At 64.5% G+C, this 24693-nt stretch carries 22 protein-coding genes; 14 read left to right on the top strand and 8 right to left on the bottom strand.

Annotation, left to right across the window (positions count from 1 at the left end; translation table 11 throughout):
- Positions 1–47: 47 nt before the first annotated feature.
- Entirely contained in the window at positions 48–722 is a 675-nt protein-coding gene (locus J3454_RS07890) for a LolA family protein (RefSeq protein ID WP_349513225.1), read from the top strand.
- 354 nt (positions 723–1076) lie between these two features.
- Here the strand turns inward: J3454_RS07890 and J3454_RS07885 are convergent, their stop codons facing one another.
- Positions 1077–2459, bottom strand: a complete 1383-nt coding sequence (locus J3454_RS07885; protein WP_349513224.1) for an alkaline phosphatase — start codon at positions 2457–2459, stop codon at positions 1077–1079.
- 137 nt (positions 2460–2596) lie between these two features.
- Here J3454_RS07885 and J3454_RS07880 point away from each other — a divergent pair, with 137 nt between their 5' ends.
- Together J3454_RS07880 and ribA are read left to right on the top strand one after the other, a co-directional pair.
- On the top strand, positions 2597–3385 hold the full coding sequence (locus J3454_RS07880; protein ID WP_349513223.1) for an exodeoxyribonuclease III: 789 nt from the start codon (positions 2597–2599) through the stop codon (positions 3383–3385).
- Entirely contained in the window at positions 3382–4449 is a 1068-nt protein-coding gene (ribA, locus tag J3454_RS07875) for a GTP cyclohydrolase II (protein WP_349513912.1), read from the top strand. Before J3454_RS07880 ends, ribA begins: the two co-directional genes overlap by 4 nt.
- Here the strand turns inward: ribA and J3454_RS07870 are convergent.
- Positions 4446–5396, bottom strand: coding sequence for a right-handed parallel beta-helix repeat-containing protein (locus J3454_RS07870; protein WP_349513222.1), 951 nt, complete (start codon positions 5394–5396; stop codon positions 4446–4448). The two genes, ribA and J3454_RS07870, sit on opposite strands and share 4 nt — an antisense overlap.
- Positions 5397–5531: 135 nt before the next feature.
- On the opposite strand from J3454_RS07870, the gene J3454_RS07865 reads away from it, so the two are divergent.
- From J3454_RS07865 to J3454_RS07840, 6 genes are all read left to right on the top strand, one after another.
- The gene (locus J3454_RS07865) at positions 5532–5831 is read left to right on the top strand and encodes a hypothetical protein (protein WP_349513221.1); all 300 of its coding nucleotides are present in this window, start codon (positions 5532–5534) and stop codon (positions 5829–5831) included.
- Between the two features lie 12 nt (positions 5832–5843).
- Positions 5844–6077 (top strand): hypothetical protein, encoded by a 234-nt coding sequence (locus J3454_RS07860; RefSeq protein WP_349513220.1) that lies wholly within the window; start codon positions 5844–5846, stop codon positions 6075–6077.
- 57 nt (positions 6078–6134) lie between these two features.
- Positions 6135–7337, top strand: coding sequence for an acyl-CoA dehydrogenase family protein (locus J3454_RS07855; protein ID WP_349513219.1), 1203 nt, complete (start codon positions 6135–6137; stop codon positions 7335–7337).
- A gap of 131 nt (positions 7338–7468) precedes the next feature.
- Complete coding sequence (locus J3454_RS07850) at positions 7469–8698, top strand: CoA transferase (RefSeq protein ID WP_349513218.1); 1230 nt, start codon at positions 7469–7471, stop codon at positions 8696–8698.
- Between the two features lie 22 nt (positions 8699–8720).
- Positions 8721–9947 (top strand): acetyl-CoA C-acetyltransferase, encoded by a 1227-nt coding sequence (locus J3454_RS07845; protein WP_349513217.1) that lies wholly within the window; start codon positions 8721–8723, stop codon positions 9945–9947.
- Positions 9944–10792, top strand: coding sequence for an HTD2 family dehydratase (locus tag J3454_RS07840; protein ID WP_349513216.1), 849 nt, complete (start codon positions 9944–9946; stop codon positions 10790–10792). Before J3454_RS07845 ends, J3454_RS07840 begins: the two co-directional genes overlap by 4 nt.
- Here the strand turns inward: J3454_RS07840 and ppk2 are convergent.
- Positions 10789–11565: a polyphosphate kinase 2 gene (gene ppk2 / locus J3454_RS07835; RefSeq protein WP_349513215.1), complete on the bottom strand. Its 777-nt coding sequence runs from the start codon at positions 11563–11565 to the stop codon at positions 10789–10791. The genes J3454_RS07840 and ppk2 overlap by 4 nt on opposite strands.
- A gap of 58 nt (positions 11566–11623) precedes the next feature.
- Between ppk2 and phhA the strand changes: the two genes are divergently transcribed.
- Positions 11624–12562 (top strand): phenylalanine 4-monooxygenase, encoded by a 939-nt coding sequence (gene phhA, locus J3454_RS07830; RefSeq protein ID WP_349513214.1) that lies wholly within the window; start codon positions 11624–11626, stop codon positions 12560–12562.
- Between the two features lie 71 nt (positions 12563–12633).
- Here phhA and J3454_RS07825 read toward each other — a convergent pair whose 3' ends face one another.
- From J3454_RS07825 to J3454_RS07810, 4 genes are all read right to left on the bottom strand, one after another.
- Positions 12634–12909, bottom strand: coding sequence for a hypothetical protein (locus tag J3454_RS07825; RefSeq protein ID WP_349513213.1), 276 nt, complete (start codon positions 12907–12909; stop codon positions 12634–12636).
- A 73-nt stretch (positions 12910–12982) separates the two neighbouring features.
- Positions 12983–13795, bottom strand: a complete 813-nt coding sequence (locus J3454_RS07820) for an undecaprenyl-diphosphate phosphatase (RefSeq protein ID WP_349513212.1) — start codon at positions 13793–13795, stop codon at positions 12983–12985.
- An 83-nt stretch (positions 13796–13878) separates the two neighbouring features.
- On the bottom strand, positions 13879–16056 hold the full coding sequence (locus tag J3454_RS07815; RefSeq protein WP_349513211.1) for a M13 family metallopeptidase: 2178 nt from the start codon (positions 16054–16056) through the stop codon (positions 13879–13881).
- Between the two features lie 117 nt (positions 16057–16173).
- Positions 16174–18048, bottom strand: a complete 1875-nt coding sequence (locus J3454_RS07810; RefSeq protein WP_349513210.1) for an ABC transporter transmembrane domain-containing protein — start codon at positions 18046–18048, stop codon at positions 16174–16176.
- Between the two features lie 202 nt (positions 18049–18250).
- On the opposite strand from J3454_RS07810, the gene J3454_RS07805 reads away from it, so the two are divergent.
- Both J3454_RS07805 and J3454_RS07800 read left to right on the top strand, forming a co-directional pair.
- Positions 18251–19489 (top strand): polyhydroxyalkanoate depolymerase, encoded by a 1239-nt coding sequence (locus J3454_RS07805; RefSeq protein ID WP_349513209.1) that lies wholly within the window; start codon positions 18251–18253, stop codon positions 19487–19489.
- 220 nt (positions 19490–19709) lie between these two features.
- Positions 19710–21755: a TonB-dependent receptor plug domain-containing protein gene (locus J3454_RS07800; RefSeq protein ID WP_349513911.1), complete on the top strand. Its 2046-nt coding sequence runs from the start codon at positions 19710–19712 to the stop codon at positions 21753–21755.
- A 9-nt stretch (positions 21756–21764) separates the two neighbouring features.
- On the opposite strand, the gene J3454_RS07795 is transcribed toward J3454_RS07800, so the two are convergent.
- Positions 21765–22634 carry a sterol desaturase family protein gene (locus J3454_RS07795; RefSeq protein ID WP_349513208.1) on the bottom strand — a complete coding sequence of 290 codons (870 nt, stop codon included), beginning with the start codon at positions 22632–22634 and terminating at the stop codon, positions 21765–21767.
- Positions 22635–23208: 574 nt separating this feature from the next.
- Between J3454_RS07795 and J3454_RS07790 the strand changes: the two genes are divergently transcribed.
- Both J3454_RS07790 and J3454_RS07785 read left to right on the top strand, forming a co-directional pair.
- Positions 23209–23607 carry a hypothetical protein gene (locus J3454_RS07790; protein WP_349513207.1) on the top strand — a complete coding sequence of 133 codons (399 nt, stop codon included), beginning with the start codon at positions 23209–23211 and terminating at the stop codon, positions 23605–23607.
- A 421-nt stretch (positions 23608–24028) separates the two neighbouring features.
- Positions 24029–24682, top strand: a complete 654-nt coding sequence (locus J3454_RS07785) for a redoxin domain-containing protein (RefSeq protein ID WP_349513206.1) — start codon at positions 24029–24031, stop codon at positions 24680–24682.
- Positions 24683–24693: the final 11 nt, after the last annotated feature.

Raw genomic sequence — 24693 nt, 5'->3', positions numbered from 1 at the left:
GCGTTAATTCATCGACAGTTCAAGCCAGCAGCCTTAGGCGCGTTGGAATGATCAGAACCCCTATTCCGTTTCGCCCGTTGCTGCTTGGCCTTGGAGCCGGGGCGATGGCTTTCGGCCTTGCGCCCGCCTTGCCTGCCGCGCTTGCGCCGGCGCCGCTCGCCGCGCAACAGGCCACGAGCGACATCGATGCAGTGGTGAACGCCCTGCGCGCGATCAGCACGATGCGCGCCGATTTCAGTCAGACCGACCGGCAAGGCAATGTCATGTCCGGGGTGATGACGCTGAAGCGTCCGGGCAAGATCCGTTTCGATTACGGGAAGAACTCCGATTTCCTCGTCATCTCCAACGGCAAATCGCTCTACGTGGTCGATTACGAGGTTTCGCAGGTCGAACGCTGGCCGATCAAGAATTCGCCGCTCGGCGCGCTGTTCGATCCCGAGCGTGATGTGAAGCGTTTCGGCAAGCTGATTCCGACCGGCAACCGCGATGTCATAAGTGTCGAGGTGCGCGATCCCAAGAAGCCCGAGTTCGGGATGATCAACCTGATCTTCGTTCGCAACGCGTCGGCACCGGGCGGTTGGCAACTGACTCACTGGGTCGCGCTCGATGCGCAGAATCATCGTACCCGGGTGCAGTTGACGAATCAGCGCTATGGCCTGTCGGTGGCTGACAATACTTTCACTTTCCGCGATCCGCGCCGTTCATCTCGTCGTCCCGGCTGAACGACTGGGCCGCAACCGGTTGTAAGAAAGCGACAGAATCCGGCTGTTGTTCATGTTGGTGAAAGGCTGGAACGGCTAATCATTCTCAACAAGGCGGGCCGAAGGGCGGTTTCCCCCCTGTTGCCCACCCTTCCTAAGGGCCTGTCTTGTACAAGCGTGACGAACGCTAAACGGAACCCTCGACCCATCGCCCCCGGGTCGGGGGTTTTGTTTTTTTCAGGTTGGTGACGGACGCGCAATCGACCGGGCGCGCAGCGACCGCAAGGGCGCCAAACAGTCTGGGCGTCCCGCCGCGGCTTATGCCGCGACAGCCAAGCAGGCCGGATGGTCCGCGTCCGGCGCTAACAAAAAACGTTACTCCCAGCCCAAAGCCTTGCGGATGATGGAGTAGATCTCGTTCTGTTCGATCACGCCGCGCGCACGGTCTGCACCCGGCCCGGTCGCGAATAGCGCAACATCCTCGCCCGCGTGGGTTTCGCCCCCGGTGGGCACGGTCGCCTGTTGCTGTGCGGCGATGCCGGTTTCGGGCAACGTCCGCTCGCCGCGCAGCGCTCCGGGGCCATTGGCATAGCCCAGCGTCGTATAAGGCAAGCCATCCGCCGCCAGCACCGGCGTGCGCCCATCCCCGCCATCCTCGCCGCGCCCGGCGGGCGGCACCACCAGCCCGAGAATGTCGTTCCCGCGCTGCGGGTATCCGGCAATGGTGAACACGTGGCTGTGATCGGCGGTGACAAGGATCAGGGTTTCGTCAGGATCGGTCTGGTCGACTGCCCACTGCACCGCCCGCGCGAATTCCACTGCTTCCTCCAGCGCATAGCCTGCCTGTCCGCCGTGATGCGCGTGATCGATGCGCCCGCCTTCGACCATCAGGTAGAAGCCATCGGGATCGGCCTGCAACCGCGCGATCGCCTGCGCGGTCATGTCGGTCAGCGTGGGTTCGGGCGAATCCGGCCTGCGATCGGCCATGTAGGTCATGTGACTGGGGTTGAAGATGCCCAGCACCGGTGTGTCCATTGGTGCGGCGCGCAATTCGGCGGTGTCTTTCACCACCACGCCGCCGCTGCGTGCAGCCCATGCGGCTGGAAGGTCGGCATCCGCCTCACCGCGCCGTCCCCCCTTGTTCTTGCCATAGAACATCGCCGTGCCGCCGCCGAGCGCCACGTCGAAATTGGCCCCGGCCAGTTGCGCCGCGATGTCGGTGCAACCCTGGTCCTGCTGATCGGCGGGAATCGCGGCGTCGGCCTCCCAGTCGCGGTCGGCACTGCGCGCATAGACGCTCGCCGGGGTGGCATGGGTGAGCCGGGTGGTCGTAACGATGCCGAGCGCCAGCCCACGCCGCTTCACTTCCTCGCCCAGCAAAGGCAGCGGATGCGCCAGCGCGTCGGCGCACACGCCCTTTTCCGCCTCTGGACCGATGCCCAGCACGCCGATGCGGGTCTTCACGCCCGAATGCATCGCAGTCGCCGTGCCGGCGCTGTCGGGCACCTGCGCGTTGGTGTTGTAGGTCTTGACCAGCGCGACATTATCGAACTTCTCGAAGCTGAGGCTGTTTTCCTCGCCCGTCTCCCCGCGCTTTTGCGCTTCGTAGATGCGCGCGGCGGTGATGGTGGAAATGCCCATGCCATCGCCGATGAACAGGATGACGTTCTTGGCCATCGGCTCTGCGGGAGCATCTTCGGCAAGGGCCGGGAAAGCAGCGCCGGACAGCAGCAGGGCGGCGAAGAAGGTGCGGGTCATGGGGCGTCTCCGAAAGTGATGCCCCGCCCTATCGCGCCCCAATGCGTCGATAAAGTGAAAGCTAGAAAGACAGCGTTCTTGCCGTCCTAACGCTTCGCTACTTGAGGACTGGTTCACACCCCCCTAAGCCCGCGCGCATGATCTCTGTTGCTACCTGGAACATTAATTCCGCCCGCCTGCGCGTGGGCCTCATCGAAAAGCTGCTCACCGAGGCTGCGCCCGACATCCTGTGCCTGCAGGAAATCAAATGCGAGAGCCACCTGTTCCCGGCCGAGGCGCTGGCGGCGCTGGGCTACACCCATCAGGCGGTGAGCGGTCAAAAAGGCTACCACGGCGTCGCCACGGTCAGCCGCTTGCCCATCCGCGAAGTCACCCGCCACGATTGGCAGGACAATGGCGAGGCGCGGCACATCGGCGTGGAATTGCTGGGCAAGGATGTGTTGGTCGAGAACGTTTACGTCCCCGCCGGCGGCGACGTTCCCGATCGCGAAGTGAACAAGAAGTTCGGCCAGAAACTCGATTTCCTCGGGCGGATGACGCGCTGGGCGGACACTCTCGACCGGTCCACGCTGATCGTCGGCGATTTCAACATCGCCCCGCTGGAAAGCGACGTGTGGAGCCACAAGCAGCTGCTGAAGGTCGTCAGCCATACGCCGATCGAGGTCGAGACTTTGGGCAAGTTCCGCGACGCGCATGGCTGGGTCGATATCGGGCGCGAGCATGTGCCGCATCCGGAGCGCTATTACAGCTGGTGGAGTTATCGTAACCCGAACTGGCAGACCAACGACAAGGGGCGGCGGCTGGATCACATGTGGGCATCGCCAAGCCTCGCCCAGCAGGCGACCGCGCACCGCGTGCTGGAGGACGCGCGCGGGTGGACGCAACCGTCCGATCACGTGCCGCTGATCACGGAGTTCGACATCTGAGCACGCCGTCCCCTGAACGCCGCGCGGCGCAGGCGGTCGACGCGTTGCGCCACGGCTGGCCGCTGGCGTTCGATGGCGGGCCGGTGCTGCTGCCGGTCGAAACCGCCATCGCCAGCGGGGCGAGCGCCAGCCGGATGCTGATTTCCGCCGCGCGGGCGACGACGCTGAAACTCGCCAACCAGCGCGATGCTGCCGTCCCGCACGCTCCGGTGCTGATTACCGGCGGAGAGCCGTTCACCTTGCGCGATGCGCTGCCGATTGCCGACCCGGCGCTCGATTTGGGTAATCCGCTGAAAGGCCCGTTCAAGGCTGTTGCGCTCGATTGGGCCGACACCGCCGCCGCCGCGCTGGAACTGGCGCGAATTGCCGGGATCCTGCCCGCCTTTCTGGTTGATCCGGTGGAAGCGGGCGAGGCGGTGCCGGTCGCCGCAAGCGACCTGGACGCCTACGCCGACGCGGGCGCGCTCAAGATCGTCACCCGCGCCCACTTGCCCGTTTCGGCGTGCGAGGATGCCGAGATCGTCGCCTTCCGCTCCGCCGCCGACCTGCGCGAACACGTCGCGCTGATCATCGGCAAGCAGACGGGCGACCGCAAGCCGCTGGTGCGGCTCCATTCCGAATGCCTCACCGGCGACATCCTCGGCAGCCTCAAATGCGATTGCGGGCCGCAACTGGACGGCGCGCTGCACGCGATGGCGCATGAGGCGCGGGATAGCGGGGGCTGGGGCGTGCTGCTGTATATGCGGCAGGAAGGGCGCGGGATCGGGCTGATCAACAAGCTGCGCGCCTACCGCCTTCAGGATCAGGGGTTCGACACGGTCGAGGCCAACCAGCGATTGGGCCTGCCCGACGAAGCGCGCGATTTTCCGGTGGCGGCGCGGATGCTGGAATTGCTGGGGGCGGGCCAAATTCGGCTGCTGACCAACAACCCGGTCAAGGTGGCGGCGCTGGAAGCTGCAGGGATCGCGGTGAGCGAGCGCGTGCCGCACCAGCTCCCCGAAAACCCGCACAATGCCCGCTATCTGGCGACCAAGCGGGATCGCTCGGGGCATTTGCTGAGTTAGCGCGCCTCGTACTGCGCCAGCCCGTCGGCCAGCCGGTTGCCCTGCATCACGACCCGCTCGCCCGTCCAGTCGGCGAGGAATACGCTGTTGCGCTTCAGGCCGGGGACGAAGCGGGCCTCGTTGTTCTCGATCCTGAGGCCGTCGGATGGGTGCAGGATATCCTCTGCGCCCAGTGCGATGAAGGCCGAGTAGTTCTCCTTGTCGCGCCCCTGCACGAACCAGTTGTCGGCGATCCGTCCGCGCGATCCGGCGGGCAGGTCGATCATGTAATTGGTGGTGCGCCCGTTCGCATCGTCGAAACTGTTGCCCTCGATCGTCACTTCTGCGGCGCGCGCCTTCAGGTAATGGCCGCCGGTGCCACGTTCGAACCGGCTTTCGCGCACTGTCAGCGTGCCGATATCGCCGATATAGAGCGAATGCGCGCAGCCCGCGTCGTTCTCGCAGGTGCCAAGACCGCTGAAGGTCGAGCGGGTGATATAGACGCGCATCGCCGGATCGGCTGCGGTGAGGATGCCCTGCTGGCTGTTTGCGAACCGCGCATAGGCGACATTGAGGCTGCCTGCCTCCAGCCGGATGCCCGCGCCGTTGCCGTCGGACACATTGATGCCGCTGAAGGTCAGCCCGCGAATTTCGGCTCCGGTGCCGCGCAGCACCAGGGCCGCCTTGCCTTCGCAGGCTCTCCCGGCGAGCGTCACGGTGCCGGGCTCGGTAGCTTCATAGACGATGACCCCGGCTTCCTGCACCGCGCACTGCCGGTAGCTTCCCGGCGCAATGCGGATCGTCGCGCGGGTATTGCCCACGGCGTCCACTGCGGCCTGCAGGCTGGCATAGCTGCGCCCGGTCTCGGCCACGGTGAAGGCGGGTTCGCCGCTCTGGGCGAGCACGGCGGCAAATGGCAGGCCGAGGGCAGCAAGGGCGATTGCCGTGCGGAGGCGAAGACGGTTCATGCGGACAAGGCTAACAGGCATTGGTTAAGGCACCATTTGGCGCTTGGCCTTCGCCCCCAAGGTTGGCTACACCCCCTGCAATCGCGCCGGACGCATGACCGTCCGGTGCAGACTGGCGCAGAGGAGAGACTTACCATGAATACCCGCACCACTTTCGCCGCCCTGACCGCCGCCGCACTGATGCTGGCGGCCTGTGGCAGCGCCGACGACGCCTCGACCGAAGCGACCGCCGATACTGTGGAAATGCCCGCAGACGAGGCGCTGGAGGCGATCAGCGACGAGGCGGTGGCCGATCCCGATGCCACTGCCACTGACGCACCGGATGTCGACAGCGAGGCGGGCGCCGAAACAGAAGCCGCCGCTGAAGACGCCGCCGACGCTGCGGCCGCTGTGGCTGCCGAGGCTGCCGCCGCTGCCGAGCAGGCCAGCGAATAGGCGGACGAACCCGTGCGCCGTCTGCTGATCCTCGCCGCGCTCGTCCCCGCTCTCGCCGCGTGTGAGGGCGACGGGGTCGATGCGCCCGGCGGCGTGAGTCCCGGCGAGGCCGAGGCATTGGAGGATGCGGCGGATATGCTCGACGAGCGCCGCCTGCCGCCCGAGGCGCTCCCGCCCGAGGCCGCTCCAACTGGCGCGGTCCCTGCCGAAGCCGCGGGCGACGCTCCGGCGCAAAGCCGCCAGTGAATCGGCCCTGACCTTACCAGCCGGTGCTGCGGCACCGCCCGAAGGATTGTAATTGCCATGAATGCCCCCAGCGCGCTTTCCGCTCCCCTTAATGCCGGCATGGACGAGGAGGTGTTCGCGCAATTCGCCGAGCAGCTCACGCGCTATGTCCGCGAACGGCTGATCCCGGCCGAACCGCAAGTGATCGCCAATGATGCGATCCCGCCGGAAATCGTGGACGAGATGCGCGACATGGGCCTGTTCGGCCTCAGCGTGCCCGAAGAATACGGCGGCGCGGGGCTGAACATGACGCAATATGCGCGCGTGGTTAACATCATGGCCTATGCCGCGCCGGCCTATCGGTCGATCTTCTCGATCAATGTCGGCATGTTTTCGAGCGCGCTCAAGAACGGCGCGACCGAGGCCCAGAAGGCCGAATGGTATCCGAAGGTCGCCGAGGGCAAGATCGCGTGCTTCGGCCTGACCGAGCCGGGATCGGGCAGCGATTCCGCTGGTCTTCAGACGACGGCGGTGCCCGATCCGGACGGTAATGGCTGGATCTTGAACGGCACCAAACGCTACATCACCAACGCCCCCCACGCCGATGTCGCGCTGATCATGGCGCGCACCGAAAAGGAGGCGCTGCCCAAGAACGCGCATGTCTCCGCCTTTCTCGTCCCGATGAACGCAGCCGGTGTTTCAACCGGATCGCCCGACAAGAAGATGGGCCAGTCGGGATCGCACATTTCCGACATCATGCTGGATGATGTGCGCGTGCCGGGTGACGCGCTGCTCGGCGGGGAAACCGGCAAGGGCTTTGTCTTTGCGATGAAGAGCCTCGATAACGGGCGCATTTCTGTGGGCGCTGCGGCGACCGGCTATGCCCGCCGCGCGCTCGATTCGGCGCTGCGTTATGCCAATGAACGCAAGGCCTTCGGTGAACCGATCGCCAATTTCCAGCTGATCCAGGCGATGCTCGCCGACAGCGAGATCGAAATCTACGCCGCCGAAAGCATGATGGCCGATGTCACCGCGCGCGCTGACCGGGGGGAGAACATTCTGGTGAAGGCCGCCGCCTTCAAGGTGTTTGCTTCCGAGATGTGCGGCCGGGTGGTCGACCGGGTGGTGCAGGTCTACGGCGGCGCGGGCTATCTGGCCGAATATGACGCCGAACGGTTCTTCCGCGATGCGCGCATTTACCGCATTTACGAGGGCACCACGCAGATCCTCCAGCTACAGATCGCCAAGCACATGCTGCGCGAGTGGAAGGAGACTGCTTGAGGTGCGGATGCCCACCCCATTGCAGCTAGGTTCGCTGCGCTCACCAAGCTTCATTCCCCTCCCGCAAGCGGGAGGGGCGCGAGACTTGCCAGCTTGCTGGCTAGTCGCAGCGCGGTGGGCCTGAGCGACTGATGTACAACCTCCTCAACGACCTCTCGATCATCGAAGTTTCCAGCTTTGTCGCTTCGCCAACGGCGGGGCTGTATTGCGCGCAGATGGGGGCGGAGGTGATCCGCGTCGATCACACGGCGGGCGGGCTGGATTACAACCGCTACATGCTGACCAGCCAGGGGCGTTCGCTGAGCTGGGAGAACCTCAACCGCGCCAAGAAATCGGTCGCGCTCGATCTGCAATCGGGGGAAGGGCGCGAGTTGTGCGTCGAACTGGCGGCGAAAACCGGCCAGTGCATCACCAATCTGCCGGAACGCAGCTTCCTTGCCCATGCGGCGATGGCGGCGCGGCGGGCGGACATGATCAGCCTGCGCATCATGGGCTGGCACGATGGGCGCCAGGCGATGGACTTCACCGTCAACGCTGCCGCCGGATACCCGCTGATGTGCGGGCCGGAGGACTGGGACCCGGCTACGGCTCCTCCCGTCAATCAGGTGCTGCCCGCGTGGGACTTCATCACCGGGGCTTATAGCGCCTTCGCAATGCTCGCGGCGCTCCACCACCGGGGCCGCACGGGTGAAGGCAGCGAAGTGCGCGTGCCGCTGGGCAATGTCGCGATCGGCACGCTCGCTAATTCGGGGACGATGGCGGAAATGCTCTATCGCGGGGCCGACCGCGAGCGGCTGGGCAACGCGATCTGGGGCGCGTTCGGGCGGGATTTCCGCAGCCGCGACGGGTCACGCTTCATGGTCGCTGCGCTCACGCCCAAGCAGTGGAACGGGCTGGTCAAGGCGTTCGGTGTGGACGCGGGGATTGCCGCGCTCGAAGCCGAACTTGGCGTGCGCTTCGCCGACGGAGACACGCCGCGTTTTCAGCACCGGGCAGCGCTGTTCGCACTGTTCCAACAGGCGGCAGACGGCTTCGACTATGCCGATCTAGCCGCGCGCCTTGCGGCAGAAGGCTGCACCTTCGAGCGTTATCGCACCGCGCATGAGGCCGCGAATGACGCAGAACTGGTGGCAGGCAACCCGCTGTTCGGCCCGTCGCCCGCCAATCCCAGCGGCTTTGCCTATCCCGCCACCCGCAGCTTTGCGAACCTGCCGGGGCGTGAGGCGGGCGATCCCGCGCCTGCGCCCTACCTCGGCCAGCATTCCGAGGAAGTGCTGGCCGAGCGGCTGGGGCTGTCTTCGGGCGCGATCGGCAAGCTGGTCGATGCGGGCACGGTGGCGCTTTCCGACAAGAACAGATAACCCGGACGGAATTGAGAGACCTATGACCAGAAGAGCCGCCATCTGCACCCCGCTGCGCACCCCGGTGGGCAAGTTCCTTGGCGGGCTTTCCAGCTTGAACGCGGGAGAACTTGGCGCGGTGATCCTCGGCGCGTTGATGGACCGCAGCGGGATCGATCCCGCACGCGTTGACGATGTCGTGTTCTCGCAAGGCTACGGCAATGGCGAGGCCCCGGCTATCGGCCACTGGGCATGGCTCGCGGCGGGGCTGCCGATTGAAGTGCCCGGCTTCCAGCTCGACCGGCGCTGCGGATCGGGCGTGCAGGCAGTGGCGACGGCTGCGATGATGGTCGAGACCGGGATGGCCGATGTGGTCGTCGCGGGCGGTGTCGAGAGCATGTCGAACGTAGAACACTACACCCTCGCCGCGCGCGGGGGCGTGCGGATGGGCGACATGGTGCTGCATGATCGCCTCAGCCGGGGCCGGGTGATGAGCCAGCCGGTCGAGCGTTTCGGTGTCATCACCGGGATGATCGAGACAGCAGAGAACCTCGCCAAGGATTACGGCATCACCCGCGAGGCGGCGGACGCGTTTGCCGTGCGCAGCCATCGGAACGCGGCGCGCGCTTGGACCGAGGGGAAGTTTGCCGATCAGCTCGTCCCCGTCGCGATCCCTCAGCGGAAGGGGGATCCTGTCATATTCGACCACGACGAGGGCTACCGCACAGATGCCAGCATGGAGACGCTCGGCAAGCTTGCGCCCATCGACGCAAAGCGCGATCCGCAAGCGATCGTCACCGCGGGCAATGCCAGCCAGCAGAACGATGCGGCCGCCGCCTGTCTGGTGGTGGCGGAGGACAAGCTGGAGGAACTCGGGCTCACCCCGATGCTGTGGTTCGGCGGCTGGGCGGCGGCGGGCTGCGATCCTTCGCGCATGGGTATCGGCCCAGTGCCTGCAGTGGAGCGTCTGTTCGCGCGGCGCGGATATTCATGGGACGATATCGGGCTGGTCGAACTCAACGAAGCCTTCGCCCCGCAGGTGCTCGCCGTGCTGAAAGGCTGGGGCTGGAGCGAGGACGACTCCCGCCGCGAGATGCTCAACGTCAACGGATCGGGCATCAGCCTCGGCCATCCCATCGGCGCGACCGGCGGGCGCATCCTCGCCGACATGGCGCATGAAATGCACCGGCGCGATGTGCGCTACGGGCTGGAGACGATGTGCATCGGCGGCGGACAGGGGATCGCCGCGGTGTTCGAGCGAGCGGAATGAATTACGAGGCGTGGATCGGGCGCGAGAGCCGCGCGGCCGAACGGCTCGATCAAGGGCTGGCGATGCGCTGGCTCGCTACCTTCGACTTGGCCATGCCGCACCCGGCGATCATGCCACAGGGTATCCACTTCGCGCTGTGCCCGCCCGAGGCGCCAACCGCGAAGCTGGGCGAGGACGGCCACCCGGCGCGCGACGACAGTACCGACAGCTTCCTGCCACCCTTTCCCATGCCGCGCCGGATGTGGGCCTCCTCGACAATCGCCTTCAATTCCCCCATCGCCATCGGCGCAGTAATCGAGCGCACCAGCCGGGTTGCTTCGGTGAGCGAGAAGGAAGGCGGATCGGGCCGGCTCGCCTTTGTCGATGTCGAGCACCATACCCGTGCCAACGGCACGCTGGCGGTGGTCGAGACGCAGACGCTGGTCTATCGCGAGGCGGCTGCCTGCGATGCACCGCTCAGCCCGCCGCCGCTCAGCGGGGGTCGCTTCGATCATGCGGGCTGGGATGCTCAGCGCACCATCAATCCCGATCCGCGCCTGCTGTTCCGCTATTCGGCGCTGACCTTCAACACGCACCGCATCCATTACGATGCGCCCTATGCGCACGACGTCGAGCGGTATCGCGGGCTTGTCGTCCATGGGCCGCTGATTGCGAGCCTGCTGCTGCAACTCGCCGCCAGCGAACTGGGCGAGAACCGCTTGCGCTCCTTCGCATTCCGCGGCCTGTCCCCTGCTGTCGCAGGCGAACCGCTGCATCTGGCGATGCGCAAGAGCGAGGAGGGGTATGATCTCGCCGCATTCGCGGATGACGGGCGGCAGGTGACGCAGGCGAGCGCGGCGCTTTAGTCGGTCGGATAATCCGCAATCGGCTTCAGCACGCCATAGCTTTCCTTTGCAGGCTCGCGCCCCAGATCGGGGAAATCAATGCCAGGCGGTTCCTCATGCGTATCGGGAATCCGTCCCAGCAGGTCGCGGATGAGCGTCAGTCGTCCGCGCTTCTGGTCGTTGAAGTCCACCAGCGTCCACGGTGCATGGGGCGTATGGGTTGCCGCCAGCATCGCTTCGCGCGCGGCAGTATAATCATCATACTTCTCGCGCGCGGCAAGATCGATCGGTGACAGTTTCCAGCGCTTCAGCGGATCGTCGAGCCGTTCGCGCAGGCGCGCTTCCTGCTGGTCCTGATCGGTCGCCAGCCAGTATTTGAACAGCAATATGCCATCGTCCACCAGCAGCTTCTCGAACACCGGGACCTGTTCGAGGAACGCTGTGACCTGCGCTGCGCTGGCGTAACCCATCACCTTTTCCACCCCGGCGCGGTTGTACCATGACCGATCGAACAGCACGATTTCGCCCGCGCACGGCAAGTGAGCGACATAGCGTTGAAAATACCACTGGGTCAGTTCGGCTTCGGTCGGTTTGGACAGGGCGACTGTGCGGCACTGGCGCGGATTGAGCTTGGCGCGCACTGCGCTGATCGCGCCGCCCTTTCCCGCGGTGTCGCGCCCTTCGAAGACCACCACCACCCGCGCGCCGGTCGCCCTGACCCAGCGAGCCATGCTGACCAGGTCATGCGTCAGCGGTTCGAGCGCATCATGATATTCACCGCGCTTCATGCCCATTTCCGCCCTCTCCGATTTGTCCTTGCAGCGCGCTGGTGATAGTATCATCTGTAACGATATGGCCACGCTCGCACACCCTGACCCCGACTTCACTACATTGCCCGAAATGTCGGGCGATGTCTTTACCGCGCCGCTCGCAAAGCCCGCCCATGTCGGCGAGGACTGGCTGGAGCCGAAGCAGACCGACTATACCGCCGAGGACCACGCGGTATGGAACGAGCTGTTCGCCCGCCAGATGGAGGTGCTGCCCGGTCGCGCCGCAAGCGCCTTCATGGCGGGTCTGGAAAAGCTCGATCTGGGGCGCGGCGGCATTCCCGAATTCGGTGCGCTGTCCGAAGAGCTCGGTGCGCTCACCGGGTGGAGCGTGGTGCCGGTGCCGATGCTGATTCCCGATCACGTCTTTTTCTGGCACCTCGCCAACCGGCGCTTCCCGGCGGGCAATTTCATTCGCACCCGCGAAACCTTCGACTACATCCAGGAACCCGACGTGTTCCACGATGTGTTCGGCCATGTCCCGATGCTGACCGATCCGGTCTATGCCGATTATATGCAGGAATATGGCCGCGCCGGGTGGAAGGCGATGCGTTACAACCGCCTGAAGGCGCTGGGCGCGCTCTACTGGTACACGGTCGAATTCGGGCTGATCGAGGAGAGCGACGGTATCCGGGCTTATGGCGCGGGCATCCTGTCGGGCCCCACAGAGGCGCGGTTCGCAGTCGAAGCGCAAAGTCCCAACCGGATCGTGCTCAACGTCGACCGCGTGATGCGCACCGATTATGTCATCAGTGATCTCCAGCCGACCTATTTCGTCATTCCCAGCTTTGAAGATCTGTACCGCCAGACGGTGGAGCGCGATTTCGACCGGTTGTACCGCAGCCTTCCGGCGGGCTTCACCTATGCCAACTCGGCGGTGATCGATGTCGACAATGTGCTGCACCGCGGGACGCAGGAATACCACCTGCGCGGCGGGCGCGGCAGCGGGGCGGCGGCGGTTTAGGACTTTGATGATCTAGGCATCGCCAGCTTTGGCTGCACTGCACTGCACTGTGGGCTTGGGGGCTGAACCCGTCAGGCTTCTGCCTTCCGCCGCAGAACCGCGTGGTAAAGCACCAGCGCGACCGCAGTCGCTGCCAGCGCAACGCCAAGGCCGAGGAACGAGAGGCTGCCCAGCATCGTTCCGCCATTGGCTATGACCCCTGCAACCAGCGATACCGTCACGCCGCCCGCGATCTGACGCAAGATTGCGCCCGGTGCTTCGGTGCGTGCGATGATCGAGGCCAGCCAGCCCAGCGTCACGCCCAACATGATCAGCACCAGCAACGCCATCTTCGCTTGAGTCTCCACGGAGTGCGGGCGTGTACCGCCCTGTTCGACTCCCAAACCCCCCTGTGCGCCGGTGGTTCCTGAGCAATGCAGGTCAGCGCAGCATCAGCCACGCAATCGCCGCCCCGCCCACCACGATCCGGTAGTAGCCGAAAGGTGCGAAACCGAAGCGGCCGACATAGGTTACGAAGGCGCGGATCACGACCAGTGCGGTCAGGAAGGCGGCGATCAGACCCAGCGCGATTTCGCCCCAGCCGATCAACCCGCCGCCCGCCAGCAGCTTTTCCGGTTCCGATGCGATCTTGACCGTGGCCGCGCCCAGCATGGTCGGGACGGCGAGGAAGAAGCTGAACTCCGCTGCCGTCTTGCGGCCCACGCCCATCGCCAGTGCGCCGAGGATGGTCGCGCCCGAACGGCTGGTGCCGGGGATCATCGCGAGGCATTGGATGAACCCGATGCCGATCACCTTGGCGAGCGGAATGTCGGCCACGCCGCTGTCCGCACCAGGGCGCACGTTCTTCTCGAGCCCGATCATCGCGATCCCGCCAACGAGCAGCGCCCAGGCGACCACCAACGGGCTTTCCAGCATCACGTCGATCTGGTCTTTCACCGACAGGCCGATGACGGCTGCCGGGATGAAGGCGACCAGCAGGTTGCGCACAAACCGCACCGCCACCTGCTCCCACTTGAGCAGGCCGATGAACATGCCCCACAGGTAGCGGAAATAGGTCACCACCACGGCGAGGATCGCGCCCAGCTGGATGACGATGTTGAACTGCGCCCACTGCGCGGCATCATAGCCGAACAGCTCGCTGGCGAGGATCAGATGCCCTGTCGATGATACGGGGAGGAACTCGGTCAGCCCTTCGAGGATGCCGAGCAGGATCGCCACAATGGTTTCGCTCATGGCCGAGGCGCTTTGACGAGCCGTGCGGCAGTGTCAAACCAAAAGGCCCGCTCCTTTGTGCAGGAGCGGGCCTCCGGGTGGTTTTACCAGATGCGCACGCGCTCTTCCGGGGGCAGATACAGCGCATCGCCGGGCTTTACGTCGAAGGCTTCGTACCATTCGTCCAGATTGCGGACGACGCCGTTGACCCGGTATTCCTCGGGGCTGTGGCTGTCGGTGCGCAGGCGGTTGCGGTAGTTTTCCTCGCGCTGCGCGGAGCGCCACACTTGCGCCCAGGCAAGGAAGAAGCGCTGGTCGCCGGTCAGGCCGTCGATCACGGGCACATCCTTGCCCTTGGTTGCGATCTTGTAAGCGCGGTAGGCCATCGAAAGCCCGCCGACATCCCCGATATTCTCGCCGAGGGTCAGGCGGCCATTGACGCAAGTATCGCCGTTATCGAGCGGGCAGAACGCATTGTATTGCGCCACCAGCCGATCGCCCAGCGCATCGAATGCCTTGCGGTCCTCATCCGTCCACCAGTTGCGCAAGGCGCCGGTGGCGTCGGACTTCGAACCCTGATCGTCAAACCCGTGGCCGATCTCGTGCCCAATAACCCCGCCGATTGCGCCGTAATTCACCGCGATATCGTTGGAGAGCGCGAAGAACGGCTGTTGCAGGATGCCGGCCGGGAACACGATCTCGTTCTTGGTGGAGTTGTAATAGGCGTTCACGGTCTGCGGCAGCATGAACCATTCGGTCCGGTCGATCGGCTGGCCCAGTTTCGCGACATTGTCGGCCAGACCCCACTTGGCTGCGGCCATGCGGTTGGCGATCGGATCGCCCGGTGTGATGGCGAGCCCTTCATAGGTTTCCAAGTTGGGGCGGTAGCCGATCTTGGGGTCGAAACTGTCGAGCTTGGCGCGCGCCTGCGTCTTGGTTTCTTCGCCCATCCAGTCGATCTCGGCGAGCGATTCGCGCAGCGCGATCCGCAGGTTCGCGACCAGTTCGTCCATCGCCGCCTTGTTCTCGGGCGGGAAGTACCGCTCGACATAGGCCTTGCCGATCAATTCGCCCAGCAGGCCTTCGGATTCGCCGATGGCACGCTTCCAGCGTGGGCGCTGTTCGGGCGTGCCGCGCAGGGTCTTGCCGTAGAACGCGAAGCTGGCTTCGTCGAAGCGTTTGGGCAGCACGGCCGCGTTGTTGGACAGGAGTTCGACCGCCATCCACGCCTGCAAGGTAGCCACCGGGGTTTCGCTCAGCAGCGCAAACATCCCCGGCAGACCGGTGCCGATCTTCGCCAGCGTCGCATCATCCAGCCCCAGCGCTTCGATCTCCTCTGCCGTCGGCGGCATCAGGCTGACGACGAAGCCGGGGCTGTCCTCAATCCCGATTGCGGCGAGCATCGCAGGCACCGGCACCTTGCCTCCGATTGCGGCGAGTTCATCGGCGGTCAGCAGGTTATAGGTGAGGTCGCGGTTGCGCCGCACGGTGCGATCCCATGCGACGGTGCGGGCGATCCGGTCTTCGAAGGCATAAACCGCTTCGGCGGCAGCCGCCGGGTCCTGATAGCCCGCCTCGCTCAAAATGAACGTCAGAAATTCCTTGTACTTCGCCTGGATGCTGCGGCCTTTTTCGCTGTCGTCGAGATAGTAATCGCGGTCCGGCAGGCCCAGTCCGCCGAACCCGACCGAAGCGATGTGGCGATCGGGCTGCTTGGCATCCACGCTCACGCCGCCGCTGACCGGGCTGGGAAGGCCCGGCTCGGCCCACAGCATGGCGAGATCATCGAGACTGGTCGCGCTGAAGATCCTGTCGAGATACGGCTGCGCAGGCGCAATCCCTGCCGCTTCAATGGCGGCGGTATCGAGATAGGATTTGTAGGCGTTGACGATCCGCGCTTCATCCGCGCTCAGGCTGGCCGCATCCTTGGCCAGCAATTCATCCATCAGCGCCTTGACGTCGGCGGTGCTTTTCTCGCCGAGCAGGGTGAAGGCGCCGATTCGGCTGAATTCGGACGGCAGCGGGTTGGCCGCGATCCACGGCCCGTTGACATAGGCGTTGAAATCGTCACCCGGCTTCACGTCGGCGGCGAGCAGATCGGGGTCCACGCCCCACTCGCCGAAGCTCATTGTAGGGAGCGCGGATGCAGTGTCTTCGCTGTCGTCCAGCAGCAATTCGATACCGGCTGCGTGACCGTGGGTATCGTCACCGGCGATAGCAGGCGAAGTCAGCGCGAGCGCGAACAGGCTGGCGCCCAAGAAGGCGGCGGTCTTTTGGATCATGTATGAAGTCCCTGAAAAACTGGTGCAGGCTTTAGATAGTGTCACATTAACGCCGCATCAGGCCACAGGTTGCCGTTTATCCGGCGAAAGCGACATTTCGTCGAAAAACGGGCGGGTTCAGGCCGCCGCGTCGGCGAATTGCAGCCGGGCGAGCCGCGCATAAAGGCCGCCCGCCTTGCTCAAGGCATCATGCGTGCCCTGTTCGACGATCCGGCCGTCCTCCAGCACCACAATCCGGTCTGCCGCGCGCACCGTGGCGAGGCGGTGGGCGATCACCAGCGTGGTGCGCTGCGCCATCAGCTTTTCGAGCGCCTGCTGCACCAGCTGTTCGCTTTCGGCATCCAGCGCGCTGGTCGCTTCGTCGAGCAGCAGGATCGGGGCATCGCGCAGCAGCGCGCGGGCAATGGCGACGCGCTGTTGCTGCCCGCCCGAAAGCTGCGTTCCGCCTTCACCCAGATAGGTATCGAGGCCTTGCGGCAGCGCCTTGATGAAGCTTTCGGCGTTGGCGGCGCGCGCCGCGTCCCAGATCTGTTCGTCGGTGGCGTCCCACTTGCCATAGCGCAGGTTGTCACGGGCATTGGCGCTGAACAGCACCCCGTCCTGCGGCACCAGCGCGAGGCGCGCGCGGATATCGCCGGGATCGGCGCTGGTCAGCGGCACGCCGTCCAATCGAATGGTGCCGACCTGCGGATCGTAGAACCGTTCGACCAGCTGGAAAATCGTGCTTTTGCCCGCGCCCGAAGGACCGACGATGGCGACCGTCTCGCCCGGTTCGATCTCGAGCGTGAAATCCTTCAGCGCCGCCACCTCTGGCCGCGCCGGATAGCGGAAGGTGACATTGCGGAAGCTGAGGCTGCCGCGCGCCGGTTCGGGCAGGCGTTCGGGCCGTGCAGGGGCTGCGATTTCGGGCCGGGATTCGAGCAGTTCGGCCAGCCGGCTCGCCGCGCCCGCCCCGCGCAGAAGATCGCCGTAAACCTCGGTGAGCGAACCCAACGCGCCTGCCACGAGAATCCCGACGAAGACGAAAAAGCCCATATCCCCTGGTGTAATCGTGCCTTGATTTACCGCCAGCGCGCCGCGCCACATTGCCAGCGTGATCGCCCCGAACACCAGCAGGATCACCACCGATGTCATCGCCGCGCGCAAGATGATGCGCTTCCGGGCAACCGCGAAGGTTTCCTCCACCACGCCCGCAAATCGCTCGCTTTCGCGCCGCTCCTGCCCGAAGCTCTGCACGATTTTCATCGCCGCCAGCACTTCGGTCACATAGGCACCGACATCCGCGATCCGATCCTGACTGGTTCGCGAAACTGTACGGATCTTGCGCCCGAAAAACACGATTGGCGCAATAACCAGCGGAATGCCGATCAGCAATCCGAGCGTCAGCGAAGGCGCAATAAAGATCAGCAACCCGATCCCGCCGATCGCGGTTAGCGAATTGCGCAGCGCGACGGAAATGGTGGTGCCGACCACGTTCTCGATGATCGCGGTATCGCTCGTCATCCGGCTGGATATTTCTTTGGGGCTGTTGACCTCGTAGAAACCGGGCGAAAGCCGCAGCAGGTTGTGCTGCACCTTCAGGCGGATATCGGCCACCACGCGCTCACCAAGCCAGCTGACGAAATAGAACCGCAGCGCCGTGCCGATGCCGAGGATCACCACGATCATCAGCAGGTACTGGAAGGCGTGTCCGATGCCATCGGGGGTCGCGCCACCACCGAATGCCTCGTCGATAATGACCTTGAACCGCCACGGAATCGCCAGCGTTGCCGCCGATGTGATCACCAACGCCAGCAGCGCCAAAGCGATCTGGCGCGGGTAATGTTTCGCTGCGCCGAATACCATCTGCAAGGGCGCCAGCGAGCGCGAACGCGGCGCGTCTTCGTCCACCGCAACCGCCACATCGACCACAACTTCCGGCAGGGCAGACGGCTCACTGCCGCTATCGGGCTGGTCTTCGGAAGGTCCGCGCGTCTGAGGTTCGCCATGCATATCCGCGCCGCCCTAGCCTTAACGCAGGCGAATTTCACGTGCAAAAATCGGTACGGTGCTGCGCTGTCCCCTGCGCGGTGGCCCTGCGGCTGGCCCGCAGTGGCGCAATTGTGCATTGCACAATAGGGCGCAAAGGGCCATCTGAGGCACCAAGCGCCCCGCCAAGCGGCGCAAATTGTTCGCGATGCCGGAGGGCCACACGATGCTTTACCACGCCTATGAACTGCAGCGCAGCTGGATGAACAGCGCCAGCGCGCTCGCCTCGATCAGCTCGGGCATGCTGTCGAACCCCGCCAATCCGCTCGGTTACATGGGCATGGGGCCGATGGTTGCCAACGCGCTGGAAGTGTTCGCCCATGCGACCGCGCATTACGGCAAGCCCGCGTTCGGGATCGAAACCGTCGAAATCGGCGGCAAGACCCATGCGGTTACCGAAACCACCGCGTTGAAGCGTCCATTCGGCGATCTGCTGCGCTTCCGCGTCGAAGGCACCCCTGAAGATCGCCCGCGCCTGTTGATCGTCGCGCCGATGAGCGGCCATTACGCCACCCTGCTGCGCGGCACGGTGGAACGGATGCTGGAAAGCTGCGAGGTGTTCGTCACCGATTGGGCCGATGCCAAGATGGTGCCGACTGATGCAGGCAATTTCGATCTCGACGAATATATCGATTACCTGATCGAATTCGCCGAACACATCCATGGGGAAGCAGGCGGTCAGCGCATCCACATGATGGCAGTGTGCCAGCCAAGCGTGCCCGCCTTCGCCGCGACCGCGCTGATGAACCTGCACAACTCGCCCGCAACGCCTGCAACGCTGACGATGATGGGCGGGCCGATCGACACCCGCGAATGTCCCACCGCGGTCAACAACATGGCGATGCAGCGCCCGATCGAATGGTTCCGCCAGAGCGTAATCGCGACGGTGCCTGCGAAATATGCAGGTGCGGGCCGCCGCGTCTATCCCGGCTTCATGCAGCTTAACGCGTTCATGAGCATGAACCTGTCTAGCCACATGATGAGCCATTACGAGATGTACAAACACCTCACCGTTGGCGACGATGCGAGCGCGCAGGCGACGAAGGATTTCTACGACGAATATCGTAGCGTGTGCGACATGACGGCGGAGTTCTACCTCCAGACCGTGGAAGAAGTGTTCCAGAAGCATTCGATCCCTAAAGCCGAGTTCCGCCACAAGGGCGAACTGGTCGACATCAAGCAGATCACCGATACCGCGCTGCTCGCCATCGAAGGCGAGCGAGACGATATCTCGGGCCTCGGCCAGACCAAGGCGGCGCTCAAGCTGACGCCGAAACTGCCCGCAGCGAAGAAACGCTATTACATGGCCGAAGGCGCCGGACATTACGGCATCTTCAACGGCAGCCGTTGGCGCACCAAGGTCGCGCCGGTGGTGGAAGAATGGATTGCCGCCCATTCGGGCTAACGGGGTTGGCGGGGTGTCCCGCTGAGCGCATCCGGTGCTGCCGGGCGTCCAGCAGGGCTGCAATCGCGCCGAGTTGCCGCTCCGCGCTTTTCATCCGGGCGAATGCCGGATATCCCGCCGTTCGAGAACGCATGATCAGGGCCGGATACCCGCCCGGTTCCGCGCCGCCTGCGGTGCGCGCCCGATCACGAAGAAATCACCTGAAGGTTGTTCGATGCCAATGATGCTGCGCCTGTCTGTCTGTGTCTCCGTCCTGGCGCTGTCTCTGCCCTTGGGCGCGCCGCTCGCCGCGGAGGAGCAATCGCCGGAGCAGGAGCCGGCCGAAGCCGAAACCAAGCCCGAGATCATCGTGACCGGACGCGGGCTGGAGCCCGCATTGTCGAGCGGGATCTATGCGACCACCATCATTGAACGCGAGACGATCGTCTCCAGCCCCTCGGGCCGGATCGAGGATGTGCTGCGCAATGTCGCCGGCTTCCAGCAATTTCGCCGTTCGGATAGCCGTTCATCGAACCCCAGCGCGCAAGGCGTCACCCTGCGCGCATTGGGCGGCAACGCCACCAGCCGCGCGCTGGTGCTGCTCGACGGGGTGCCGCTGGCCGATCCGTTCTTCGGCTACATCCCGCTGTCGGCGGTTCCGCCCGAAACGCTGGGCCAGATCAGGGTGACGCGCGGCGGCGGCTCGGGTCCGTTCGGTGCGGGCGCGCTGGCGGGCACGATTGAGCTGGACAGCGCCGACCCGTCCGCGACCGGGCCATTCCTCGGCAGCGCCGCCATCAACGACCGCGCCGAAACCGAAGCGAGCGGCGTGCTGACCCAGCGGCTCGGCAGCGGCTTTGCCGTAGCGAGCGGGCGCTGGGACCGCGGGCAGGGGTTCTTCACCACGCCCGAGGATCAGCGCGTCCCCGCCACCGCCCGCGCCGGGTTCGACAGCTGGAACGCCGCCCTGCGCGGGGTCGCTCCTCTGACCGGCGATGTGGAATTGCAGGCGCGCGTCGCCGCCTTCCGCGATACCCGCACGCTGCGCTTCGAAGGCGCGGATTCGCTCAGCGAAGGGCAGGAGGCCAGCTTGCGCATCGTCGGGCGCGGCGAGTGGCAGTTCGATGCGCTTGCCTATGTGCAGGCGCGCGACTTCGGCAATGTGGTGATCTCCTCCACCCGCTTCACCCCGGTGCTCGACCAGCGCCGCACGCCGTCGACCGGGATCGGCGGCAAGTTCGAACTGCGCCCGCCGCTGCTCGAAGGGCACGACATCCGCATCGGTGCCGATTACCGCCGCGCCGACGGGGAGCTGCAGGAGGACGCGATCAGCGCCTTCACCGGCAGCATCACCGAACGCCGCCGCGCGGGAGGGGCGACCGAGAACCTCGGCCTGTTCATCGAGGACGACTGGCAGATCGGCCCGCTGATCGTCAACGGCGGCCTGCGCGCCGACCGCACCAGCATCACCGATGGCTTCTACCGCGCGGTCGATCCGGCAGGCGCGGTGGTCAGCGAGATCATCGCCCCCGACCGCGCCGACTGGACGCTCAGCTGGCGGGCAGGCGCGCTGTTCTACGCCACCCGGCGGCTCGACCTGCGCGTGGCGGCCTATACCGGGCTGCGCCTGCCGACCCTGAACGAGCTGTACCGCCCCTTCGTGGTGTTCCCGGTGGTGACGCAGGCCAATGCCGCGCTGGAGAACGAGCGGCTGGAGGGCATCGAGGTCGGCTTCGACTGGCAGCCGGTCAACGCCGTGGTGTTCTCCCTCACCGCCTTCGATAACGCGGTCGAGAACGCCATTGCCAACGTCACCATCGCCCCCAACCTGCGCCAGCGGCAGAACCTGCCCGCGATCGAGGCGCGCGGGATCGAGGCGAGCGTCGCGGCAAAGGTCGGCGCGGTCAGCCTCGATGGCGCACTCGCCTGGACCGATGCCGAAGTGCGAGGGCAGGGCGCTTCGCTCGATCTCGACGGCAACCGCCCCACGCAAACCCCCGAATTTGCCGCTACGCTCACCCTCGGCTGGCAGCCCGTCGCCGGTTGGCAGGTGGCAGGCACGCTACGCCATGTTTCCGCCCAGTTCGAGGACGATCTGGAAAGCGACGTGCTGCCCGCTGCGACCACGCTGGATGCCTTCCTGGCCGCGCCGCTCGTCGACAAGCTGTCACTCGTGCTGCGGGGCGAGAACCTGACCGACGAGACGATCGTGACCCGCAATCAGGGCGGTTCGATCGACCTCGGCGTGCCGCGCACCGTGTGGCTGGGCCTGCGCTACGGCTTTTGAGGCAGCGCGTTACGATTGCGCCGCTTCTTCGGCGGGCTGGGTGACCGGCGGGCGGAACGGGAACAGCCATTGCTCCCTGATCGACAGCCGTTTGCGATCGTCCTGCCCGACCACCTCGGATTCGCCTTCGCGGTAGGTGCCGAACACTCGGTCCCACAGGATCACGCTGTTGCCGTAATTGCAGCGCGTATCCTCGTAACTCAGCGCAGTGTGATGCAGGCTGTGGTTGCGGATGGTGGTGAAGACAAACCCGAACCAGATCGGCGGATCGGCGCGGACATTGGCGTGGGCATAGGTGGCGATCACGCCGAGGCTGCTGAACGCCGCGAACAGCGCATTGAGATCGACATCGAGCAGCGCGATCACGCTCAGCCCGATCAGGAACAGTTCGATCGGATTGCCGATGAACCCCTTCATCGCGTTCAGCTGCGTGATGTGGTGATGCGGCGCATGGGTCAGCCACAGCGGATGCCAGTTATGCATCGCGCGGTGCATCCAGTACTGGCCGAATTCGAACACCAGCATCACGATTCCGACCTGCACCAGGAACGGCAGTTCTGCCAGCCACGGGGTCGCGATGCCGAGCGACTGCTTCAACTCCATCATCGGTTCGTTCACCAGCAGTTCGCTCAGCGTGCCGATCACGCCGTAACCGAAGGCGACGTAGAAGACATCTGTCGCGAGTTCCTTGCCGGTGATGCGCCAGCTTTCGTGGCGTTCGAACACCAGTTCGAGCAGTTGCACGAAGGCGAGCACGGCAAGACCGACGACGATGATCGTCCACGGCGCTGCGACCCAGCTTTCCGGCGCGAACGCCCAGAAGGCGAGCACTGCGGCGATGGTCACAGGCGGCAGCAGGTTGATGAGGCGCTGTTTCATCGGACGTTCCTTGTCAGAAGGCTTGCCCTTGTCAGAAGGCTTGCGACCATCCCTAGTATTGCACGACCTACCCTATCCATACGCATCTTGCCCACCGGGTCGAGAAGGGGCCGGGTTCCGGCGCCCAGAGCCGTTCATCTGCGGGCCTGTTGGAGACACATGAGACACTGTCCAGAAGCGTAAAAACCGCCCTCGCCAAAGCGCCTTTCGGCGGGCTGACGGTCATGGGACGGAAGGGGCCGATCGATCATGCCAATGAACCTGCCGCCGCCCGGCAAGGTAGGAAAGCGGAGTTTGCCCGCTAGCCGAAAAGCGCGTACGCCGCGGCGGGAAGGGGCGGCACCGCAACAAAACCTGCCGTTCAGTAAACGACGCCATTCGAGGAAGTTGGGTTGATCTGGCACCGGTGGTCAGATCTTGACGAAAAAGCATTCAACACTGATAATTTTGTCTAGCGGTAGTAGGATGCGGACCGTTGGCGCCTAATGGGTGCTGCTCTTGCGAGCGGCTTCGGATTTCCCGTGACAGCGGCTGAGAGGGGTTCAACCGTATCATGTACGGTCGGAGAAAACTGATGAAAATTCCGCTGTTAGTTCTCTCTGCGATAGCTTGCGCCTCATGTGAAAGTGACGAGGTAACGGGGAGGCCGGTAGAAACCGATGACAAGACTTACTCTGAACATCTAAAATTCGACCATTATGAAGCATGCTCCCACGCAGAAAAACTTTATCCTGATTATGATTTGTTATCGGATCGTTCCGCTAAAGCTTATTTGAAGTACCGTTACGAAGGTGAACGAGTTGGCGCGTTCCTAGCGTACAACGAATATTACTGCGCACTTCTGAACAGAAATCTTCAGCAAGGAGCGGAGAGATGCGTTGTCTTTACTCCTGCTTCGGTTGGGTTGGGTGGCTCAGTGAAGTTTTGTATAGATAAGGAGGGAGTGATAACTGAGTTTTTTCAAGCTGCTTAGTAGCTGCAAAAGGAGGAGCGCTCCGTGATCGACGTTCCTGTTTTGGCTTTGCGGACAGTGCTTTTAGCAGCGGTCTTCACCTTTCTCTTCTGGGACCGAAAATCGGCAAAGTAGGTTCTTGAAGGCATCGGATGCGGTTTCATGTCCGCTTCCCACCCACTTTCCGCCATTCGCCGCCATCAGCCCCTCCCCCAGAAGCCGCCGTTTGCCTGCAAGGCCGGTGTGGCAGGCGGGTGACCTTTGGGCCGCAACCTTCGATTTCCCAGGCCCTGATTGCACAGCCTTCGGCGTGATCGCGCCGACTTTGCCCGGTAATTGGGTTGCTGCGTGCGACGCCTGGCCACATCTCACTTGATGCAGGTTGTGGTGCGCGCATCGGGACTGCGGCCTATTGCAGCCTGCATTGCAGGAGAACAGCCGTATGGCCCAGCCCCGCCACCACCCCGGCGCGCTTGAGCCGGGGACACGCTTTCCGGATTATGTCTTTCCCGATCACACCGGGGTGAAGCGGCGATTGTCCGATCTGCAGAGCGACCAGACGATGGTGGTGGTACTCACCCGCGGCGCATTCTGCCCGAAGGACCGGCAGCATTTCCAGGAACTGGTGCGCTTTCACCCGCAGCTGGTGGTCGGCTTCACGCATATCGTTGCGATCACAACCGACGATTGGCACACCGCCAACAATATGCGCCAGCAGCTGGGCGCGCACTTTCCGTTCCTGCTCGACGAGGAACGGCAGGTGCAGCGCGATTTCGGGATCGCGGAATATACCGATACCGAACATGACGTGATGATCCCGCACACGCTGGTGCTGAAGCCGGGGCTGGAAATCCAGTCGGTCTACAATGGCTATTATTACTGGGGCCGCCCGTCGATGGCCGATCTGCACCGCGACCTGCGCGAGGCGACCCGCGCCATACGCGGCGACTGGGATCTGACGAAGCGGGACCTGCGCGAGGCCTGGGACCGCGGCGAGAAGGATCGTTTCTGGCCCTATGGCAGCAAGAGCATGGAGCAGACCCTCGTCGAAATGGCCGGGGCGGTCGATCAATATGCCGGCCGCGCGGGAGACTGAGGAGGAACGCG

This window comes from Erythrobacter sp. NFXS35 (assembly GCF_040148725.1).
GTDB lineage: Bacteria > Pseudomonadota > Alphaproteobacteria > Sphingomonadales > Sphingomonadaceae > Erythrobacter.
The sequence above is the reverse complement of the archived record's forward strand: the minus strand, read 5'-3'. Positions and strand labels throughout refer to the sequence as shown.

Excerpts from the sequence above, each read along its gene's own strand:
- J3454_RS07890 (WP_349513225.1), top strand. The coding sequence starts at position 48 with ATGATCAGAACCCCTATTCCGTTTCGCCCGTTGCTGCTTGGCCTTGGA.
- J3454_RS07885 (WP_349513224.1), bottom strand. The coding sequence starts at position 2,459 with ATGACCCGCACCTTCTTCGCCGCCCTGCTGCTGTCCGGCGCTGCTTTC.
- J3454_RS07880 (WP_349513223.1), top strand. The coding sequence starts at position 2,597 with ATGATCTCTGTTGCTACCTGGAACATTAATTCCGCCCGCCTGCGCGTG.
- J3454_RS07870 (WP_349513222.1), bottom strand. The coding sequence starts at position 5,396 with ATGAACCGTCTTCGCCTCCGCACGGCAATCGCCCTTGCTGCCCTCGGC.
- J3454_RS07865 (WP_349513221.1), top strand. The coding sequence starts at position 5,532 with ATGAATACCCGCACCACTTTCGCCGCCCTGACCGCCGCCGCACTGATG.
- J3454_RS07855 (WP_349513219.1), top strand. The coding sequence starts at position 6,135 with ATGAATGCCCCCAGCGCGCTTTCCGCTCCCCTTAATGCCGGCATGGAC.
- J3454_RS07850 (WP_349513218.1), top strand. The coding sequence starts at position 7,469 with ATGTACAACCTCCTCAACGACCTCTCGATCATCGAAGTTTCCAGCTTT.
- J3454_RS07845 (WP_349513217.1), top strand. The coding sequence starts at position 8,721 with ATGACCAGAAGAGCCGCCATCTGCACCCCGCTGCGCACCCCGGTGGGC.
- J3454_RS07840 (WP_349513216.1), top strand. The coding sequence starts at position 9,944 with ATGAATTACGAGGCGTGGATCGGGCGCGAGAGCCGCGCGGCCGAACGG.
- ppk2 (WP_349513215.1), bottom strand. The coding sequence starts at position 11,565 with ATGGGCATGAAGCGCGGTGAATATCATGATGCGCTCGAACCGCTGACG.
- phhA (WP_349513214.1), top strand. The coding sequence starts at position 11,624 with ATGGCCACGCTCGCACACCCTGACCCCGACTTCACTACATTGCCCGAA.
- J3454_RS07820 (WP_349513212.1), bottom strand. The coding sequence starts at position 13,795 with ATGAGCGAAACCATTGTGGCGATCCTGCTCGGCATCCTCGAAGGGCTG.
- J3454_RS07815 (WP_349513211.1), bottom strand. The coding sequence starts at position 16,056 with ATGATCCAAAAGACCGCCGCCTTCTTGGGCGCCAGCCTGTTCGCGCTC.
- J3454_RS07810 (WP_349513210.1), bottom strand. The coding sequence starts at position 18,048 with ATGCATGGCGAACCTCAGACGCGCGGACCTTCCGAAGACCAGCCCGAT.
- J3454_RS07805 (WP_349513209.1), top strand. The coding sequence starts at position 18,251 with ATGCTTTACCACGCCTATGAACTGCAGCGCAGCTGGATGAACAGCGCC.
- J3454_RS07800 (WP_349513911.1), top strand. The coding sequence starts at position 19,710 with ATGATGCTGCGCCTGTCTGTCTGTGTCTCCGTCCTGGCGCTGTCTCTG.
- J3454_RS07795 (WP_349513208.1), bottom strand. The coding sequence starts at position 22,634 with ATGAAACAGCGCCTCATCAACCTGCTGCCGCCTGTGACCATCGCCGCA.
- J3454_RS07790 (WP_349513207.1), top strand. The coding sequence starts at position 23,209 with ATGAAAATTCCGCTGTTAGTTCTCTCTGCGATAGCTTGCGCCTCATGT.
- J3454_RS07785 (WP_349513206.1), top strand. The coding sequence starts at position 24,029 with ATGGCCCAGCCCCGCCACCACCCCGGCGCGCTTGAGCCGGGGACACGC.